This window comes from Tenacibaculum ovolyticum DSM 18103, assembly GCF_000430545.1.
GTDB lineage: Bacteria > Bacteroidota > Bacteroidia > Flavobacteriales > Flavobacteriaceae > Polaribacter > Polaribacter ovolyticus.
Genome location: NZ_AUMF01000018.1, coordinates 63,360 through 82,756, shown reverse-complemented (window position 1 = coordinate 82,756; position 19,397 = coordinate 63,360). Strand labels below are relative to the sequence as shown.

At 29.3% G+C, this 19,397-nt stretch carries 23 protein-coding genes; 12 read left to right on the top strand and 11 right to left on the bottom strand.

The window, feature by feature from the left end:
• The first annotated feature begins 83 nt into the window (after positions 1–83).
• The gene (gene dusB / locus H518_RS0107065; RefSeq protein ID WP_028888402.1) at positions 84–1,085 is read left to right on the top strand and encodes a tRNA dihydrouridine synthase DusB; all 1,002 of its coding nucleotides are present in this window, start codon (positions 84–86) and stop codon (positions 1,083–1,085) included.
• A gap of 2 nt (positions 1,086–1,087) precedes the next feature.
• Here the strand turns inward: dusB and H518_RS0107060 are convergent, their stop codons facing one another.
• The 5 genes from H518_RS0107060 to H518_RS0107035 form a co-directional block, all read right to left on the bottom strand.
• A complete protein-coding gene (locus H518_RS0107060; RefSeq protein WP_028888401.1) occupies positions 1,088–2,290 on the bottom strand; it encodes an ABC transporter permease in 1,203 nt (400 codons plus the stop codon).
• Between the two features lie 41 nt (positions 2,291–2,331).
• On the bottom strand, positions 2,332–2,727 hold the full coding sequence (rbfA, locus tag H518_RS0107055; protein WP_028888400.1) for a 30S ribosome-binding factor RbfA: 396 nt from the start codon (positions 2,725–2,727) through the stop codon (positions 2,332–2,334).
• A 20-nt stretch (positions 2,728–2,747) separates the two neighbouring features.
• On the bottom strand, positions 2,748–3,392 hold the full coding sequence (locus tag H518_RS0107050) for a response regulator transcription factor (RefSeq protein ID WP_028888399.1): 645 nt from the start codon (positions 3,390–3,392) through the stop codon (positions 2,748–2,750).
• Positions 3,393–3,428: 36 nt separating this feature from the next.
• Positions 3,429–4,178, bottom strand: coding sequence for a sensor histidine kinase (locus tag H518_RS0107045; protein WP_028888398.1), 750 nt, complete (start codon positions 4,176–4,178; stop codon positions 3,429–3,431).
• 612 nt (positions 4,179–4,790) lie between these two features.
• Positions 4,791–5,468, bottom strand: a complete 678-nt coding sequence (locus H518_RS0107035; RefSeq protein WP_028888396.1) for a hypothetical protein — start codon at positions 5,466–5,468, stop codon at positions 4,791–4,793.
• A 435-nt stretch (positions 5,469–5,903) separates the two neighbouring features.
• On the opposite strand from H518_RS0107035, the gene H518_RS0107025 reads away from it, so the two are divergent.
• The 9 genes from H518_RS0107025 to H518_RS19470 all read left to right on the top strand — a co-directional run bounded on the left by H518_RS0107025 (position 5,904) and on the right by H518_RS19470 (position 11,591).
• Positions 5,904–6,524: a DUF2589 domain-containing protein gene (locus H518_RS0107025; protein WP_028888395.1), complete on the top strand. Its 621-nt coding sequence runs from the start codon at positions 5,904–5,906 to the stop codon at positions 6,522–6,524.
• 99 nt (positions 6,525–6,623) lie between these two features.
• Complete coding sequence (locus H518_RS0107020) at positions 6,624–7,361, top strand: hypothetical protein (RefSeq protein WP_028888394.1); 738 nt, start codon at positions 6,624–6,626, stop codon at positions 7,359–7,361.
• Positions 7,362–7,363: 2 nt separating this feature from the next.
• On the top strand, positions 7,364–7,909 hold the full coding sequence (locus H518_RS0107015) for a hypothetical protein (protein WP_028888393.1): 546 nt from the start codon (positions 7,364–7,366) through the stop codon (positions 7,907–7,909).
• Between the two features lie 29 nt (positions 7,910–7,938).
• A complete protein-coding gene (gene mce / locus H518_RS0107010) occupies positions 7,939–8,340 on the top strand; it encodes a methylmalonyl-CoA epimerase (protein WP_028888392.1) in 402 nt (133 codons plus the stop codon).
• A gap of 63 nt (positions 8,341–8,403) precedes the next feature.
• Positions 8,404–9,282 carry a cell division protein FtsX gene (locus H518_RS0107005; RefSeq protein ID WP_028888391.1) on the top strand — a complete coding sequence of 293 codons (879 nt, stop codon included), beginning with the start codon at positions 8,404–8,406 and terminating at the stop codon, positions 9,280–9,282.
• Positions 9,283–9,289: 7 nt separating this feature from the next.
• Positions 9,290–9,532 (top strand): DUF3098 domain-containing protein, encoded by a 243-nt coding sequence (locus H518_RS0107000; RefSeq protein ID WP_028888390.1) that lies wholly within the window; start codon positions 9,290–9,292, stop codon positions 9,530–9,532.
• A gap of 2 nt (positions 9,533–9,534) precedes the next feature.
• Entirely contained in the window at positions 9,535–10,329 is a 795-nt protein-coding gene (locus H518_RS0106995; RefSeq protein ID WP_028888389.1) for an undecaprenyl-diphosphate phosphatase, read from the top strand.
• A gap of 1 nt (position 10,330) precedes the next feature.
• Entirely contained in the window at positions 10,331–11,026 is a 696-nt protein-coding gene (truB, locus tag H518_RS0106990) for a tRNA pseudouridine(55) synthase TruB (RefSeq protein WP_028888388.1), read from the top strand.
• Between the two features lie 31 nt (positions 11,027–11,057).
• Positions 11,058–11,591: a hypothetical protein gene (locus H518_RS19470; RefSeq protein WP_051263706.1), complete on the top strand. Its 534-nt coding sequence runs from the start codon at positions 11,058–11,060 to the stop codon at positions 11,589–11,591.
• Here H518_RS19470 and H518_RS0106980 read toward each other — a convergent pair.
• The 3 genes from H518_RS0106980 to H518_RS0106970 form a co-directional block, all read right to left on the bottom strand.
• Positions 11,565–12,065 carry a hypothetical protein gene (locus H518_RS0106980; RefSeq protein ID WP_028888387.1) on the bottom strand — a complete coding sequence of 167 codons (501 nt, stop codon included), beginning with the start codon at positions 12,063–12,065 and terminating at the stop codon, positions 11,565–11,567. The genes H518_RS19470 and H518_RS0106980 overlap by 27 nt on opposite strands.
• 90 nt (positions 12,066–12,155) lie before the next feature.
• Entirely contained in the window at positions 12,156–12,746 is a 591-nt protein-coding gene (locus H518_RS0106975; RefSeq protein WP_028888386.1) for a thioredoxin family protein, read from the bottom strand.
• A gap of 125 nt (positions 12,747–12,871) precedes the next feature.
• Complete coding sequence (locus H518_RS0106970) at positions 12,872–13,813, bottom strand: NAD-dependent epimerase/dehydratase family protein (protein WP_028888385.1); 942 nt, start codon at positions 13,811–13,813, stop codon at positions 12,872–12,874.
• 180 nt (positions 13,814–13,993) lie between these two features.
• Between H518_RS0106970 and H518_RS20455 the strand changes: the two genes are divergently transcribed.
• Complete coding sequence (locus H518_RS20455; RefSeq protein WP_028888384.1) at positions 13,994–14,518, top strand: hypothetical protein; 525 nt, start codon at positions 13,994–13,996, stop codon at positions 14,516–14,518.
• Here H518_RS20455 and H518_RS0106960 read toward each other — a convergent pair.
• Genes H518_RS0106960 through H518_RS0106950 form a run of 3 tightly spaced genes read right to left on the bottom strand, consistent with a single transcriptional unit; the run spans position 14,505 to position 16,786 of the window.
• Positions 14,505–14,975: a regulatory protein RecX gene (locus H518_RS0106960; RefSeq protein ID WP_028888383.1), complete on the bottom strand. Its 471-nt coding sequence runs from the start codon at positions 14,973–14,975 to the stop codon at positions 14,505–14,507. The genes H518_RS20455 and H518_RS0106960 overlap by 14 nt on opposite strands.
• Before the next feature lie 18 nt (positions 14,976–14,993).
• A complete protein-coding gene (locus H518_RS0106955) occupies positions 14,994–15,713 on the bottom strand; it encodes a LytR/AlgR family response regulator transcription factor (protein ID WP_240472501.1) in 720 nt (239 codons plus the stop codon).
• A complete protein-coding gene (locus tag H518_RS0106950; RefSeq protein ID WP_240472500.1) occupies positions 15,713–16,786 on the bottom strand; it encodes a sensor histidine kinase in 1,074 nt (357 codons plus the stop codon). The genes H518_RS0106955 and H518_RS0106950 overlap by 1 nt, the downstream gene beginning before the upstream one ends.
• Before the next feature lie 209 nt (positions 16,787–16,995).
• On the opposite strand from H518_RS0106950, the gene H518_RS0106945 reads away from it, so the two are divergent.
• Positions 16,996–19,323: a TonB-dependent receptor domain-containing protein gene (locus H518_RS0106945; RefSeq protein WP_028888380.1), complete on the top strand. Its 2,328-nt coding sequence runs from the start codon at positions 16,996–16,998 to the stop codon at positions 19,321–19,323.
• The last annotated feature ends 74 nt before the right edge of the window (positions 19,324–19,397 follow it).

Genomic DNA, 19,397 nt, shown 5'->3' with positions numbered 1-19,397 from the left:
TTATGACTGCCAAAGATACTTTATTGTAAAACGTTGTACAATTAAAAATTTATTCAATAAAAAATAAAAACTAACTTTGCATTATGGTAAAAATTGGAAATATTGAACTTCCTGATTTTCCGCTATTATTAGCGCCGATGGAAGATGTGAGTGATCCACCGTTTAGAGCTTTGTGCAAAGAGAACGGTGCTGATGTGGTTTATACTGAATTTATTTCTTCGGAAGGATTAATTCGTGACGCTGCAAAAAGCGTAATGAAGTTAGACATTTACGAAAAAGAACGCCCAGTTGGAATACAAATTTTTGGTGCTAATTTAGAATCGATGTTAAAAACGGTTGAGATTGTAGAAAAATCGAACCCTGATATTATTGATATTAACTTTGGTTGCCCTGTAAAAAAAGTTGTTTCTAAAGGTGCTGGTGCTGGAATTTTAAAAGACATCGATTTAATGGTTTCTCTTACTGAGGCCATGGTAAAACACACCAATTTACCAGTTACCGTAAAAACTCGTTTAGGCTGGGATCATGATTCTATTCAAATAGTTGAAGTTGCCGAGCGCCTACAAGATGTTGGTTGCGCTGCAATTTCTATTCATGGACGTACTCGTGCACAAATGTATAAAGGTGATGCAGATTGGTCGTTAATTTCTGAGGTTAAAAACAACCAAAGAATGCATATTCCTGTCTTTGGTAATGGTGATGTTACTTCTCCTGAAAGAGCTATGGAAATGCGAGACAAATATGGATTAGATGGCTGTATGATTGGTAGGGCTGCTATTGGTTATCCTTGGTTTTTTAACGAAGTTAAACACTTCTTTAAAACGGGTAAGTATTTAGCTAAGCCAACAATTGCACAACGTGTAGAAATGGCTCGTAGACATTTACAGATGGCTATTGACTGGAAAGGCCCAGTTTTAGGGGTTTTTGAAACTAGAAGGCATTATACAAATTATTTTAAAGGAATTCCTCATTTTAAAGAATACCGAATGAAAATGGTAACTTCTGATGATGCAAAAGATGTTTTTGCTGCTTTTGATGAAGTGGAAGCTAAGTTTGGAAATATGATTATTCCTGAAATTAGGTAATTCTATTTTTCAATAAAATTCTTAGATATTCTTGAGCTTGCTATTTTTGCAGCAATGTAACCTAGCATTAATATTGTAATAATAATAATTACTAAATTCATCCATCTAAACTCAACAGGATACGCTAAACTTTCGGTAATCATAAACAATTCATAACGCTGTTGAATTATAACCAAGATGACACCCAAGACTAAGCCTATAACCATACCTACAATTGTTAATAAAAAACCTTGTAGTATAAATATTTTTTTTATCTCGTCAATACTAGTTCCTAAGCTATATAAAGTCTTAAGGTTTTTTCGCTTGTCAATAATCATCATAATTATTGACCCAATTACGTTAAACAAAGCAATCGCTAGTATTAATGTAAAAATCAGATAAGTAATAAACCTTTCTGTATTAATAACTTTGTAGTGTAGCGAGTTTAACTGAGCTCTTGTTTGCACGTTAAAATCACTCCCTAAATCATCTTGTAATCGCTCTTGAAAATCGTCTAAATCGACCGCTGATTTTAACTTAAGCGCTATTCCTGAAATTTGATTTTCTTCATAGTTCAATAATTCTTGCGCTAAAGACAACTCTGTAAAAACATATTTATTTTCAAATTCTTCTGTCCCAGAATAGGCGCCAATTATTTGGGTAGATACCGATTTATAAGCATTATTTGCATTTACAAAACCCTTTCCTGGTTTTGGTACCAAAATTTGTAAAGGCTCACCAAAATTTAAAACACTTAACGATAATTTATATGAAATTCCGTAACCTATAACAGCAGTGTTTTTAAACTCAGGATCAATCCAAGTCCCTATAGTTAATAGAGAATCTGTAGGAATAACACTTTTATAACTTTCATCAACTCCTTTTATGTATGCTACTTGACTTTTATCTTTATACTTTAAAAAAACACGTTCTTCAATAATTTTTGAAACTGCACTTATTTCAGCATCCTTAATTAATTTTTGATGAACTTCTTCTGAATATTTAAAAGACTTTCCTTTAACTGTTGTTATTTTTATATCAGGGTCAGATACGCTAAGCATAGCATCGCTAAATGTTCTTAATCCTGAATATCCAGATAAAATAACAAACAACGCTAACGCTCCTATAACAACACCAAAAACGGCAATAAATGTAATTATATTTATTGCGTTTGTGCTTGTTTTAGAAAACAGATACCTTTTAGCTATGTATAAAGAAAATTTCAAAATTATTAATAAATCTTAGTTAGCAATGTAAACAAAATTTATTAACGTTTTTGACGACGTGGTAAAACATCCGGATTTTTAATTGGGTCTACATCACCTCCTTTTAAAGAGTTATCAATATCTTCAATATAATCTAAACTATCATCACCAAAAAACAACAACTCAGGCATTCTTCTTAATTGATGCCTTGTTCTTTTCGCCATTTCGTAACGAATTGATGACGTATTAGATACCACACCTTTTATAATTTCATCTCTTTTATCAGAAGGAAAAACACTTAAATATACTTTAGCGACCCCTAAATCGGCAGTTACCGAAACTTTAGATACCGATATAATTACCCCCTTCATTCCATCTTGTGCAGCACGTTGTAAAACATCTACCAAATCTTCTTGTAATACTCCTGCAATTTTTCGTTGCCTATTCGTTTCTTCCATGCTGCAAATTTAAGGAAAAATTACGGAGTGTAAATTTTATTTTTTATTGCATACATTACCAAGCCTACTCTGTTTCTAACATTTAGTTTGGTAAACAAACTATCTCGATAGCCATCAATCGTTTTTGGGCTTAAAAACATCTTCTCTGCTATCTCTTTATAAGTTAATTCCGAACAAGCTAACTTCATAAAAACCAATTCATTTTCTTTAAATGAAATGCTGTTTTTATTGTTTTTTCCAGATACAGAGTCTAATAATAATGTGGTAACGTTTCTTGTATGATAAAAACCATTGTCCATCATTTCTAATAATGCCCTTTCTAGCACTTCTTTTCGAGTATCTTTAAGTAAGTATCCTACTGCTCCCGCCTTTAGCATTTGTAAAATTGTATTATTAGCATCTTCAACCGACAATGCCATTACATGTACTTCTGGATGATGCGCTACAACCCATTCGGTGGCATCAATACCATTCATTATTGGCATGTTTACATCCATTAAAACAATATCTGGAATGTTTTTTGGTGATTCAGTAAATTTATCGACAACTTCTTTACCGTTTTTACAGGTATACAATACTTTAAATTTACTAAAAGTATTTACCATTCCTTCAATAGCTTGCGACAATAGTGTATGATCATCAACAACAACAACTGAATACTTCATAGTTACATAGGTTTTATAAGGGATACCCTATACTTTTTAAATATAATAATTTATTATTAATCTTGTTCCTTTTTCTGGTTCTGATTTCAATGTAGCTTTTGCATTTATCAGTTCTGCTCTGGCTTTAATATTCTGTAAACCAATACCGTTAATACAATTTTCTTTTACTATAAAACCAACACCGTTATCTTTTGCGATAATATCAATATAATTTTCGTTATAATGTAAAAAAACGTCGAGTTTTGATGCTTTTGAATGCTTTATGGTATTAGAAAAAAACTCTTGCAACATTCTAAAAATTATAATTCCATGTTTTTGGTCTATTTCTATTTCTTCTCCTGTAATAGTTAAATTCGACTCAATATAATTTAAACGATTAAAACGCTCAATTTCTAATCTTAGAGCTTCTTTCAATTTTATATTATTAATAAAATCTGGGTTTATAGACTTTGACAAAGCTCTTATTTCCGTTAAACTTTTTGTTATAATTTCTGTTATTCCATGCATATTATCTGGCGTTGCATGTTGTAACTGTATTTTAGCCAAAGTTAAGAGTTGCCCAATATTATCGTGCAACTCCCAACTAATATTTCGTAAAGTTTCTTCTCTTATCTCTATCTGTGTTTCGGCAATTTCTCTTTCAAAACGCTTTTTTATAAGACTTCTTTCTTGTAACAATTTGTTTTTACGTCGCTGAAATACTGTAAATAGAATTACAAGAAATACTACAATTACTATAATTATTAAGGTTGTAATAATTAATACCTCTCTTCCTTCTTGCTGCATAGTAAACCGTATATAATAAAAACATTCATTAAAATAATTAATATATTTAATATAAAAAACAAACCTCTTGTTCTCATGTAATTTAGCAACGTAAAAAAAGGTATTGAAGGTAAATAAAACACTAAAAAACCAACAGAAACCCAAAAATAAAGTAATTTTTTATAATTCAAAATCCTATCAGACAACAGTAATTCTCTCAAATATAGAAAAATACTTAATGCTATACTTAAAGCTCCCAAAATAAATATATAAGTTAACCATTCTTTATAAAAAAATGTATAGACCCAAGAAATATTAAAAATCATCATTAATATTATTACTCCTTTAAACCAAAAGTTATCATTAATCAATTTATAATAAAAAAAAGACATTAAATTAAAATTTATAAATACATATATATAATGAAATATAAAACTAGACTTACCTATTGTTAAATAATAAAACCCGATGCACTCAACCAATAAGGAAGAAAATAATATTATTGACAACAATACAATGAAAGTTACTTTGCTTTTTCTTAAATAGATTAAGCTCAAAACTGCTGCAACTAATTGAAAAAATATTTGTAAAATTATAAAGCTTAAATCTGGCATTAACTTCAATTATTTTATATTATAGATATGGAGGAGAGTATGTACCCAAGTTTCCACCACCACTATCATCGTTTTCAATTATTAGATTATCATCTCCACCTCTCAAATTAGCTTCTTGTTTTTTTACAGTCTTTAAACTATAATTATAATCTTTTCTTTTTCCTTCTTTATAATCTCCTTCGGTATCATAAATCCAATTATAACCATGCTTCTCTAACATCTCTTTAAACGTTACTAACTTTCCTTGCTTGGCACTTTGTAAAGGATCATATAAAACATCCACCCCTTTAATAGTTGTAGATGGCATATAAATTAAACCACTATATTCTTTTCCGTTTTTCTCATGCTTCTTTGCACTAGTAATAAATGAAATTCCTGTCATTTTTATATTTGCTTTTTTACTCAAGTTTTCAACATGTCCTAAATATTTTTTAAACTGAATAAAATCAAAGGTTGTAACTCGAGAATCTTCATACCCTAAAGCACCTTCTAAAGGTTGTATTCTTGTAGTGTCATAGCGTTTTAGCATATCAATAATCTCTGAATAGCTTAACATTTCTTTTGTTCTTCCTTCATCTTTGTAACAAAAAATACCTTTTTTATTTGCATCCTCTAAACACTCTTCAGTTGTACATTCCTTGCAAAAAATGCTTCTGAATATTTCAATTATTTTTTGAAATATATTTTTTTTACTCATAATTAAGTTTGGTTTTAATTCTAGTCAAATATACATCCTTGTTCTTTTTAAAAGCAAATCCTTTTTTAAACAACTCAAGTAAATCAAGCATTTACATAAAACAATCAGGAAAAACACCTTAGATTGAAAAGCTAATAGCCTTACTAACTATCCTTTCTTTCACTATTGTGAATTCAAAAAACAGCTATTTAATATTTCCACACTTAAAAAAGCGTCATCATTAATAAAAATTATGTTGTTAGCACCTAGTTAATAAATGTTTTCTAAAAGGAAAACACCTTAAAAATTAAACAGCTTATCACTTATGTTTTTCAGTTAATCATACTACTTACAAATTAAAGAATTGATAGAATTTTACACCTAGTTATTTCGAAATACTAAAAGGCGAAAACCGAAAAGCCTAAAAATAAATAGAGTAGGTAAAAAATAAATATTATGCCAAATTTAGTTCCAGAATTAAATAGTTTAGATTTCAACGTATATGTCGGAGGACCATTACAAGCTGCCATTCAAGCACAAACAGCTGCCTCAATGGCTACTGTAAACTTTATTAAAGAAGTTGGTTTTGAAAATGATAATGATCCGAGTACCGTTGATCAATTACGTTACGTAGATTTTAAATATAAAAAATCAGTACCGAATCCACATCTAGGTAAAACTGCCCAACAGTTAACGGATGAAGGTTTACCTCCTTCTACAAACACTACTAATAACTTTTTAGATAATGAAGTAGAAATTAAAGTACCTTTTTTAACCATGTTAACAATTCCATCAATTCGAATTGATGAAATTAATATTGATTTTAATGCTCGATTAAGTTCTACAGAAACAAGAAATGTTTCTTCTGAATTTGCCGCTAGCGCAGAACTAGGTATCAATTATAAAATTGTAAATTTTAAAGCTTCCGCTTCATACAAACGTAATACTTCACAAGGTGTTAAAGTTGATAAAACATACAACTTAGGTGTAAAAGTTAAAGCTGTAAATGACGAACTACCTGAAGGTTTGAGTCGAGTTTTAGATATGCTTGAAGATAGTATTGCAGCTGTTGCTTAACACTAATAAATCAAAGTGGCTATCTAAAAAAATAGTCATTACGAATGAAATGATGTAATCTTATAAAATTAAGATGTGTAATTTACAGATTACTTCGAAATGAAAACTTCTCGTAATGACGTTAAAAACGATTTTTTAGATAGCCTCTTTTTAAAAACTTATATTATGGTAAATTTAAATGAATACCTTGGCGGAATAGCTACTAGCATTGCTGAAGCTAGATTAATGTCGGATTTAAAATCTTTAGAAATTGCAGAAAAATTTGCAAAGCATAACTTATTAAAACACTTTTCAATACCACGCTTTAAAGCACAAAATATTGAATTAACTATTCCTTTTGCCATTGGAGAGCTAGAAAACAACTATGAAAAGGAATACCAACCCATAGATAACATTGAATTTAATTCGCAAGCGTATTCTATTTTAAAAGATGCTTCAAAAACAACTTCTTTTGACAGAAAAACATCGATAAGCATACGATCTGTTATTGCAAAGGAAACAGATGAACTTGAAAAAAACATAAAATCTACAAATGAACAAACTATAGCGTTAGAAAGATTTTCTGAACGAGTTGCTGAAAATTTTATGGCAATTTCAAAAGAAAAACTTAATTATACCACTTTAGTTAAAAAATTAAGTTCTGAACTTACTTCTTCAATAAAAAATAAAAAATTGATAACTAAAAACACAAAAGTTATTGTTGAAGCTCATAAACTAAATGAAATTAAGCCTGAAAACATTGTTCAGATAAAAATGACTTTAAATGAAGAAAGTATGGAATGGTACACCTCTGAAAATGAAAATGGTGATACCGAATCGAAATTATTACCTGAATAGTCATGAGGAAATCCATAACAAAAATAACTTCTGATATAAAAAACCAATTTTCAGGCATACATGCTTTAGTAAATCAAATAGAAAAGAAAAACACACAAAGCATACGAAATATTGGTGACTGGTTATTAGCAACAGAAAAACTACTACAAGATTTAAACTTACCTGAATCATCAAAATTTGCAGTAAAAAGAGGGGAATTAACTTCATTTATTCCAAGTGATAATGGAAATAAAAAAAAAGAACATATACATCTTGCAGCTACGATATTAACACAAGCACAACAAGACTTATGGGAAACTTATATTATATATTCAGAGAAGCTAGAAAATGCTTCAACCTTAATTAACCAATTATTAGGTGTTATATATCAAACTAAAGAATTTAAATATAATGCAACGGAAGATTTTACTGTTTATATAAATCGAGTTTGGAACTTTTGTACCAATCACGAACAACTAAGAGGAATTAGCGCTCAAATATTATCACTAATTAACAAGTCGGACGTTATAATTATAATGGCTGAAAAAATAGACTTAGAAAGCTTATAATATCAATCAATATTTTATACTTTTATACTATGGATAAAATAGAACACATTGGTATTGCGGTTAAAGATTTAGAAAAATCAAATGAATTATTTGCAGCACTTTTTGGAGAGCCTCATTATAAAGTTGAAGAAGTAGCTAGCGAAGGTGTAAAAACTTCCTTTTTTAAATCGGGTCCTAATAAAATAGAGCTACTAGAAGCTACAAAAGCTGATAGTCCGATTGCTAAATTTATAGAAAAAAAAGGAGAAGGAATACACCATATTGCTTTTGCGGTTAATGATATAAAAGCAGAAATAAAACGCTTACAAAAAGAAGGTTTTACTGTTTTAAATGAGATTCCTAAAAAAGGTGCTGACAACAAATTAGTTGCTTTCTTACACCCTAAAACTACAAATGGTGTTTTAATTGAACTGTGTGAAGAAATCAAGTAAATCACTTATATATAATTCCTAATAATTTGTATCTTGCAAAGTCTAACAAACGTGTATTAAATAATGACAAACTCTTATGATTCTTTTCAAAAGCGACGCTTACAATCGTCTTACATCTCTGTAGTTGTAAGTATTGCATTGGTACTTTTTATGATGGGAGTTTTGGGTTTAGTTTTACTAAAATCGACTAAAGTTGCAAATCACTTTAAAGAAAAAGTGGTAATGACCCTCTTTTTAAAAGATGATGTAACCGATAAACAAATAAAAACGTTTAAAGCAACTTTAAAAAAGGAGAAATACACCAACAAAGTTGTTTACATTACTAAAGGAGAAGCTGCAAAAGCTTACAAAAAAGATTTAGGTGAAGATTTTTTAAAATTTTTAGGAGACAATCCTCTTAAAAACGGAATTGATGTTTATTTAAAAGCAGATTTTGTTACTCCTGAAGAAATGGTAGTAATTGAAAAATCTTTTAAGAAAAATGCCTTTGTAGCAGAAGTAAATTATGACAAACCATTAGTTGAATTGTTAACAAAAAACATTCAGAAAATGAGTTTTTGGTTATTAATACTAAGCGGTTTTTTTGGCTTAGTTGCCATTATTTTAATAAACAGTTCAATTCGATTATCTATTTACTCAAAAAGATTTAATATTAAAACCATGCAAATGGTTGGTGCTACTAAAAGTTTTATTCGAAAGCCTTTTATTTGGCAAAGTATTAAGCTAGGGATTTTAGGTGCTGCCATTGCTTTATGCGGGTTAGCATTTGTAATTTATTACATTAATCAATACATTCCTGCTTTAGAGCTATTAACCGATTATATTTCTTTAGCGTATGTAACAGGAGGAGTTTTTTTTATTGCTTTTTTTATTACATGGATAAGTACATTTTTTGCTACACAACGTTTTTTAAACCTACAAACTAACGATTTGTATTACTAAAATTTATATGAAAAAAGACACTACATCTAAACAGGAATTTTTATTTGGTAAACGAAATTACATCATTATGTTAATAGGTTTAGCGGTTATCGCTCTAGGCTTTATTTTAATGGCAGGTGGCGGAAGCGAAGACCCAAATGTATTTAATCCTGAAATTTATAGCTGGCGTAGAATTCGTTTAGCACCAACCTTAGTAATTATTGGTTTAGGTATTGAAATTTATGCTATTTTTGCGAACCCTAAAAAGTAAGCATGGATTTATTAGAAGCTATTATCCTTGGAATTATTCAAGGCCTTACCGAATTTTTACCGGTATCATCGAGTGGTCATTTAGAATTAGCTAAAGCTATTTTAGGAGACACTTCTGTACCAGAAGAAAGTTTAACTTTTACAGTAGTTTTACATTTTGCAACAGCACTAAGCACCTTAGTTGTTTTTAGAAAGGAAGTTGCTGAAATTTTTAGAGGGTTATTTCAGTTTAAATGGAATGAAGAAATGAAATTTTCACTAAAAATTATCATATCGATGGTTCCGGCAGTAATTATAGGTTTATTGTTTGAAGAACAATTAGAATCTTTTTTTGGAGGTAAAATACTATTCGTAGGTATTATGCTATTAATTACCGCTGTATTATTATTACTTGCTGATAAATCTAAAAACACAAATAAAGAAGTATCTTTTAATAACTCATTAATTATAGGTATTTCGCAAGCTATTGCAATGCTCCCTGGTATTTCTCGTTCTGGGGCAACTATCTCTACCTCTGTTTTGCTAGGTATTGATCGTAGTAAAGCTGCACGTTTTTCTTTTTTAATGGTAGTACCTCTTATTTTCGGAAAAATAGCAAAAGATTTTTTAGGAGGAGATATTAACTTTCAATCTTCTGAGATCATTCCTATATCAGCAGGATTTATAGCTGCTTTTCTTGCAGGCTTAGTTGCTTGTAATTGGATGATTGCTTTGGTTAAAAAAAGCAAATTATCATACTTTTCTATTTACTGTGCAATTGTAGGTTTAATTGCTATCGCATACTCTTTATTAAATTAATATGAAAACTGAAGAAGATTACAAAAACGGACAAGTTTTATTGATTGATAAACCACTAGAATGGACCTCTTTCCAGGTAGTTAACAAACTACGTTGGCACATTAGAAAACGTTTTGATATTAAAAAAATAAAAGTAGGTCATGCAGGTACTTTAGACCCTTTAGCAACTGGCTTATTAATTATTTGTACTGGTAAAAAAACTAAGATTATTGACACATATCAAGGTCAAATAAAAGAATACACAGGTACTATTACCCTAGGTGGAACAACACCTAGTTACGATTTAGAAACCGAGGTAAATGAAACTTTTTCTACAACACATATTACTGAAGAATTAATTCACGAAACTACAAAACAGTTTACAGGTGTAATTCAACAAAAACCACCTATTTTTTCTGCTATTAAAAAAGAAGGAAAGCGATTGTACGAATTAGCTAGAAAAGGTGAAACTACCGAAATAAAATCGAGAGAAGTTACCATTCCTATTTTTGAAATCACAAATATTAATGCAAACAATGTTGATTTTAGAGTGGTTTGCAGCAAAGGAACTTACATTCGTTCTTTAGCATACGATTTTGGTGTTGCTTTAAATTCAGGTGCTCATTTATCAGCTTTAAGAAGAACTAAAATTGGTGATTTTCATGTTGATAATACACAAAGTGTAGATGCGTTTATAAATTCTTTAGAAGTGGAATAGTTTTTGATTTAAAACCTCAAAAATTACTACTTTGAAAAATTTATTCCTTTTTACCTTATTCATTATTGCGAGTATAACTGTTAAGGCTCAAAATGATAGCCATCCTTATTTTACAGGGTCTATAAACACAACTTTTGGTGTTAACCAAAACTACAAACTAGATGAAGATGGAAATGGTCCTTTTATAACACCTAAGTCAATATTACTAAGAACAGGTTTTGGGTATCAATTCAATAAACGCTGGGCTTCAAGTATTAATGTTGGTTACGATCATCATTTTACCTATTCAATTAACTCAATACCAACATACGCTAGTTTACGATACAACTTTATTAAAAAAAGTAGCAGTGCATATTTTATAGAAAGTAGTTATGGACAAATGTTTCGTTTATCTAATAAATTTTCTAACGGTAATTACTACAAAATAGGTGTAGGAATTCTTTCTTTAAGCAGTAATAGATGGAATGGCATGATACGTTTAGATTTTCATCAAAAGAAAATAGCGCAATTTGAAAGTGGAAACCTAAACAGTATCTCGTTAGGGATTGGTTTTACTTTTCTTTAAAAAACGACTATACCAACTTTCAGAAATTGGCACTTCCCAATGATTTTCTAACTCTAATTTCGTTTCAACTAAGTTATCAAAAACAATGGTTTTTTCTGTTACCGCTTTGTTTTTAATCAATTTTTTAAAATCTTTTAACTCTTTATACTGAGTATACTCACCTTGCTTAAAACAAACGTTCATTCTATCTAATAACTCAACTTTATATGTTTCTTGCAATTGCAAAACAAAACCAACCAACTTATCAACGTCAGCATTTAACAATGCCGTATTTCCTTCACCAGAAAAAACAATAAAACGGTTGTATCGCAGCTCCACCGAAGCTTTAAAGTCTACATCATCTTGTTTCCATACCTCAACAAAAGCTTTCAGCTTCTCTTTTAAACCTTCAATTTCTTGCGGATAAAATTTTCTACTAGATGGATAAATCCAAACCTTAGCTTCTTCTGATAATGTATTGAAATCTACTAACATAATTATTCTTTCTATGTGGCAAATATACAGAAAACAAAAACCCTTTTTTAAGAATAAAAAAGGGTTTTTGTTTTTATAAAAAGCAAGTAATTATTTTAATAACGAGAGAATATTTTCTTGAACATTTTCCCCTTTATTTTTATTATACCAAACTTGTAAATCTTTTTTAAACTCTGCATCTAAACTACCATGCTCTGCCTTATAATCTGCAACCATTTGTGTAGCTACAACAGGCCTTGGCCCCCAAGTATTAATGACTTTATTGTCTTTATCTAATGCAATTAACTTAGGAATTGATCTTCCTCCGTTCGTTAAAAACCCATCCATAAGTTCTAAATTCTCATCTCTAAGAACTAATTTTAACTTTATATTAGAATTTTCTTCTGCAATTTTGTTAATTACAGGTAAGTTTTGAGCCGCATCTCCACACCAGCCCTCAGTTAATACTAACCAAGTTTGAGGTTCTTTTACATCTTTCAGTTTTGCTATCGTTTCTTCTGAAACTTTTATAGTTTTATCTAAACGTTTCATTCGTTTATCATTTAACAAACTATAATTTAATAAGTCTTCAGATTGATTTAAACCTGTTGATTTACCTTCATCTAACAACTCTTTTACAAGAATTCTATATTCTGAATATGAAATTGCTTTCTGTAAACTGTTTTCAATAATTTCTTTCATCTTAATAATCTTATTACACAAATGTATTTTTTATCTTTTACATTTAAAGTAACCTAAGTTACAATATCTAAAAAGAGTTAATATAGACGCAGTAATATTTAAAAACTTACAACACTCTTTATAACTTACTTTTTTAAATTAGTAATAATATCTTTTGTCATAGATGTTAAATCAAATTCATGCTGCCATCCCCAATCTTGTCTTGCATGAGAATCATCAATAATTTGAGGCCAGCTATCAGCAATAGCTTGTCTGAAATCTGGATTGTAGGTAATTGTAAAATCTGGAATATATTTTTTTATCTCTGTAGCAATTTCTTTAGGTGTAAAGCTAATTGCTGCTAAATTATAAGAAGTTCTTGTTTTTATCTTGCTTGCATCTGCTTGCATAATTTGAATTGTAGCGTTAATTGCATCATCCATATACATCATAGGTAAACGGGTGTTTTCAGACAAAAAACACTCAAAAATCCCTTTTTTTAGAGCATCAAAATAAATATCTACAGCATAATCTGTAGTTCCTCCACCAGGTAAAGTTTTCCAACTAATAATACCAGGATAACGAATACTACGTACATCTACCCCATATTTTTCATGATAATAATTACACCAATGCTCACCAGCAACTTTACTAATTCCATAAACTGTTGAAGGCTCCATAACTGTTTGCTGAGGCGTATTAATTTTTGGAGATGTTGGTCCAAATGAAGCCATAGAACTTGGCCAATACACTTTTTCAATATGTTTTTCTCTCGCTATTTCTAAAACAGCTAATAAAGATGTCATATTCAAATCCCATCCTTTTAACGGGTATTTTTCAGCGGTAGCTGATAGCATTGCTGCCATTAAATACACCTGAGTTACCTTATATTTTTTTACAACCTCTAAAATTCTTTCTTTACTTGTAGCATCAATAATTTCAAAAGGCCCAGAATTTAACATCTCCTCTCCTCCTTCTCTAATATCGGAAGCTATTACATTATTAGCTCCATATATAATACGTAGTTTTTGAGTTAGTTCTATTCCTATTTGCCCGCAAGCACCTAAAATTAATACAGTATCATTCATTCTTAAAAGTTCAAAAATATAGTATTGCGAAGTTATAAAATTTCATAATTCGTAAAAAACATTTCTCATTTTTTAATTATTAACAAAACACACACATAAACAACTGATTACAAACTTATCTTTTCATTTTATCTATAAATCAAGTAAAATATGTACTTTTATCACTTTAATTTTCTACTAATGAGATACAATTTATTCGTTTTATTTTCTTTCATTTTAATAGCTTTTTCTTGCAAGAATAAAGATGTTCAAAAAAACACTCCTGTAAAAAAAACAGGAATGAACACTGCTATTAAACATTCTAAAAATACACCTTTAGATGAAACCCCTACTAAGGAAATAATAAAATGGAAAGAGTATTTTATATTAAAGGATTTTATACAGCAGCTTAAAAACACTTCTCCTACTGAAGCGCTAAACAATGCACTAGAACTAAAAACACTAACCAAGCATCTTAAAGATAGTTTAAATATAAAAACACTTAAAACACCTGCTTTTAAAGCTCGTATGAATGTTTTTGAGAACGAAGTTTTAAGGTTGGCAGATATGACATACATTCCCTCAATTACTTCAAAAGAAATAAATAATCAAGTAACTAAAGTATTAGATCTTTATGGAGGCATGAATGATAAAATAAATACGGTTTACATTAAAAAGGGATTCGACAAAGCAATAAAACTAGATAGTATTTTTAAATTTGAATAGCGTTAATTGCCTCATATACTAAGTTACTTTCAAAACCTCTATACAAAAGGTAATCAGCTATTTTCTTTTTTCGCTTAAATACATTTTCTTCTCTTACTAATTTATCTTTTTTCGCAACCAGTTCATATAGCGTAGTAATATACTCCTGTTCGTTTATTTCTTTTAAAGCAGTTTTTATGTTGTACGCTGATATATTTCTAAATTTTAATTCTCTTACAATTCGTTGTTTACCCCATTTTTTTATGCGGAATTTCCCTCTTGCAAAACTTTTAGAAAACCGCTCTTCATTTAAAAAATTATCTTTCATAAGACTTAAAAGAATCATTTCTCGGGCTTCTGGAATTAAACTATATTCTTTTATTTTATTTTCAACTTCTTTATGACAACGATCTTGATACGCACAATAGTGCTCTATCTTTCTCTTTATTTCATCTACAGTAAAAATCTTTTTTGCCATTCTGCAAAAATACAAATACTACTTCCATTTGCTTAAAAAAGAAATTACCTTTTCTTTATAACTGGCTCCAATTGGTATTTCAACTGAATTCACCTCAATATCACTCATTGTAAATGCTGAAATTTTAACAGTATTAACAATATAAGATCGATGAATTCTTAAGAATTTTTTATCTATTAACTCCTCCTCTATTTCCCCTATCTTATATTTAGCTACAATCCTCTTATCATTTATAGTATGTATTTTTATATAATCTTTTAAACTTTCTATAAATATTATTTCTTCAATCTTAATTTTATGATGTTTATTTCCAGATTTAACAAGTAAAAAATCTTCTGTATTTTTTTTCTCTGTACTAAAAGTATTAGCAGACGCTTCTTTCTTTTCCCTTAAAAAGCGATCTATAGATTTAAAAAAACGCTCAAAAGTTATTGGTTTTAATAAATAATCTACCACCTCTAAATCATAACTTTCTATCGCATAATCTCTATACGCTGTTGTAAAAATAGTTTTTGGTGGATTTTTTAATGTTTTTAAAAAATCTATCCCTGTAATATTCGGCATTTTTATATCTAAAAACATCAAATCAATCTGTTGTGTGTTAATTATTTCAAATGCTTTTAATGCATTATTACAGGTAGCTACCACCTCTAAAGCATCTATTTTAGAGATATGGTTTTCAATTAATTTAATAGCCAAAGGCTCATCATCTACCAACAAACATTTTACCTTCATCATTAAATTTGTTTTATTTTTAACACTACTTCAAATGCACTTTTCGAACATTTTATATCTAAACTATAACGTTCTTTATAAATTAAATTAAGTTGTTTTCTAATATTAGTGAGTCCAATATTTTCTTGATTACTTGATTGATAATCTTTAGAGATAGTATTTGAAATATTAAATATAAGCTCTTTTTGATTATTTACTATATGAATGTCTATTTTCGGAGAACCACTATCTTCACCAGCTCCATGTTTAAAAGCATTTTCTACCAACGATAATAAAACTAACGGCGGAATTTCAGTATCATTTTCAATCGTTGTTACAAATGAAACCTGTAACCTATCATCATAACGCAACTTTTCTAACTCAATGTAATTTTTAAGCAATGCTATTTCACTAGAAAGTAGCACAAACTTACTATTACATCGATACAATACATGGTCTAAAATCTCAGACAACTTACCAATAGATGCTGACGTTTTAGGTGAATTACCAACCGATAATGAATAAATATTATTTAATGTATTGAATAAGAAATGTGGATTTAACTGTGCTTTTAATGTTTTTAATTCATTTTCCATCTTTTCTTTTCCCAAAACCAAACCCTCCTCTTTCATTTTTTTATAACCCATAAGATACTTTACAGATAAAAAAATTAACGCCATAGAATAAAGGTTAGGTATATAATAGAAAAATATTTTTTTCCAATCACTAAAAATCTCTAAAATTGGCTCTTGTGTAAACACTCCTTTTCTAACTAAAGTTTCACCAACATGAACAACTAATATTCTATTAAATACTGCCAATAAATAAGTTCCCACTATAAATAAACCAACAGCTTTTATATATTTTTTCTGCAATAAAAACTCAGGTATTACATAATAGGCTAAAAAATAAGATGTAATAATTTGCGGAATTATATGACACAAAGACATTACAAAAGTTTCTAAAAAAGCAAATTCATTTTGATACCTAAGAGAGTCTTTCGGGAAATCTAATGCAAAAAACACACACCAAAACAAAATATGCTCCAATGCTCTATTCTTTTGAAAAAACGCAATAAGGGTAGTTATTTTAATCATGATTGTAAATATATAAATAGCTCTCTTAAAATCGATCACTAATCGACAAATCGACTTTCTTTACCCTTATTTATAACTTTTCACCCCATAAAACTAGCTTTTTAATCCAAAAACTTCAAACGTCGATTTTATCCTCACATTCGTCTACTACCTAAATATTGCTTTATAATCCAACTCATATTTGCCTCATAATTCAAAAAACAAACAAAATGAAAAACATATTATTCATTCTTTTATTCTTTAACACCATTCTTTTATCCGCCCAAATCAATATTACAGGTAAAGTTGTTGAAGAAAACACAAAACAACCTCTAGAGTTTGCTACTATAATTTTAACAAACCCAATTACAGGTAAGCTCATTATAGGAGAAACTACAAATAATAAAGGTGAGTTTTCTATTAACGCTAAAAAAGGGAATTATAATATTAAAATTGAGTTTATTGGGTTCAAAAATCATTTAATAAATAATATTTCAATAACAAAAAACCATTCACTTCAAACTATCTTTTTAAAAGAAAACTCTCAAGCATTAGATGAAATAGAGGTTATTGCAGAAAAATCTACTACCGAATACAAATTAGACAAACGTGTTTTTAACGTAGGAAAAGATTTAATTTCAAAAGGAGGTTCTGTTAATGACATCTTAAACAGTGTACCGTCTGTTAACGTAGACATAGAAGGAGCTGTAAGCTTACGAGGAAACGCTAATGTTCGTATATTAATTAACGGTAAGCCTTCTGTTTTAACAGCCAACAACGGATTACAATCAATCCCTTCGGAAAGTATAGAAAAGGTAGAAGTAATTACTAATCCGTCTGCAAAATATGATGCTGAAGGTACTGGAGGAATCATCAATATTATTTTAAAACGAAATAAAAATGGTGGTTTTGGAAGCTCTTTACAACTAACAACAGGAATACCCGACAATCATAGTATAAACTACAATATAAATTACAAAAAAGAGAAGTTTAATTTATTTTCTAATGTTTCATATCGCTATAGATCTTTTGATGGAAATGGTTACTTAAATAGAACGAACTACGTTAGTAATACGATTACTTCATTTTCAAACAGAACAACAAACATGAATAGAAGTCATCGTACTTTTAACTTGTATTTTGGAAGTGATTACTATATAAACGACAAAAACACGCTAACATTAAGTTACTACCTTAGAAACAACACAAGTAAAAACACAGTTGATTACACTTTTGATTTCTTAGATAACTTAAAACAAACAGACAATATTCTTACCTCAAAAGAATCGTACAGAGAACCACAAGTTGCAAATCAAATTGAACTGAATTATGTGAAAACATTTACTAAAAAAGGGCAAAAATTTACAGCTAATTTTCAGTATGACTTTTGGAATGATGACGAAAATGAATCTGTGGAAGAGCAAGAACAATTCCCAACAACCTCAGCAATAAACTTGTTAAAAAGTAGAGATATAGAAAGTAGTAAAGATTTTTTATTTCAATCTGACTTTAAATTACCTATCACCCAAAAATCGCATATAGAAATGGGTATAAAAGGTGAAATTAGAAATATTAATAGTGATTATAAGGTTTGGGATAATACTGTTTTAATAGATAGTTTAGATAACTTATTAAAATATAATGAACGTATTTACGGAGCTTATGTTCAATATGGAAATAGAGAGAACAAATTACAATATTTATTAGGTCTGCGTGCTGAATATGCCAACACAGGAAGTGACGACAAAAAGAATAAATTTAAAACAGCAAAGAGTTATACTGATTTATTTCCTACAGCACATTTTACCTATAACTTTAATAATGCTACAAATATGCAATTAAGCTACAGTAGAAGAATTCGACGACCTAGCTTTTGGCATTTAAATCCTTTTGGAGGTATTTCTGACCGACGTAATATTCGTGTTGGTAACCCTGATTTAAATCCAATGTACACAAATTCTTTCGAGTTAGGTTTCTTAAAGCGCTGGAGTAAATTCACCTTTAACCCATCTGTTTATTACCAGAAGACAACAAATGTATTCGAAACATTAGTAACATCAAACACAGATGGCGCATTAATATCAAAGCCTATTAATTCAGGAACTGAAAATAGATTTGGTACTGAACTAGCTATTCGATATTCCCCTTATAAATGGTGGCGTTTATCAAGTGAATTCAACTATTATTCTTTTAACCAAAGAGGTATTTATATTATTGATGATAGCACATGGTCTACTCGTTTAAACTCCAGAATGAAATTTTCTAAACTAACGCTTCAATCAAGCTTTAATTATAATGGAGAAAGACAAAGTGGTCAAATATTCACCGAAGCTCAATACAGAGTAAATCTAGGTATTAGTAAAGATATTTTGAATGATAAAGCAACCATTACCTTAAACATGAATAACATCTTAGATTCAAGGGTTCGTAAACAATTAATTACTGGTAATGATTACACTATAAATAGCTATAATAGACCCATTGGTAGATTTACATCAGTAACTTTTACATATCGATTTAACAGAACTAAAAAAGATAGAGATCGTTTACCTGATTAATTAATTTGAATAAATGAAAAATTTACTTCGTGCTTCGCTATGACGAAATAAATTTAAATAAAAGAGGGTTGAAA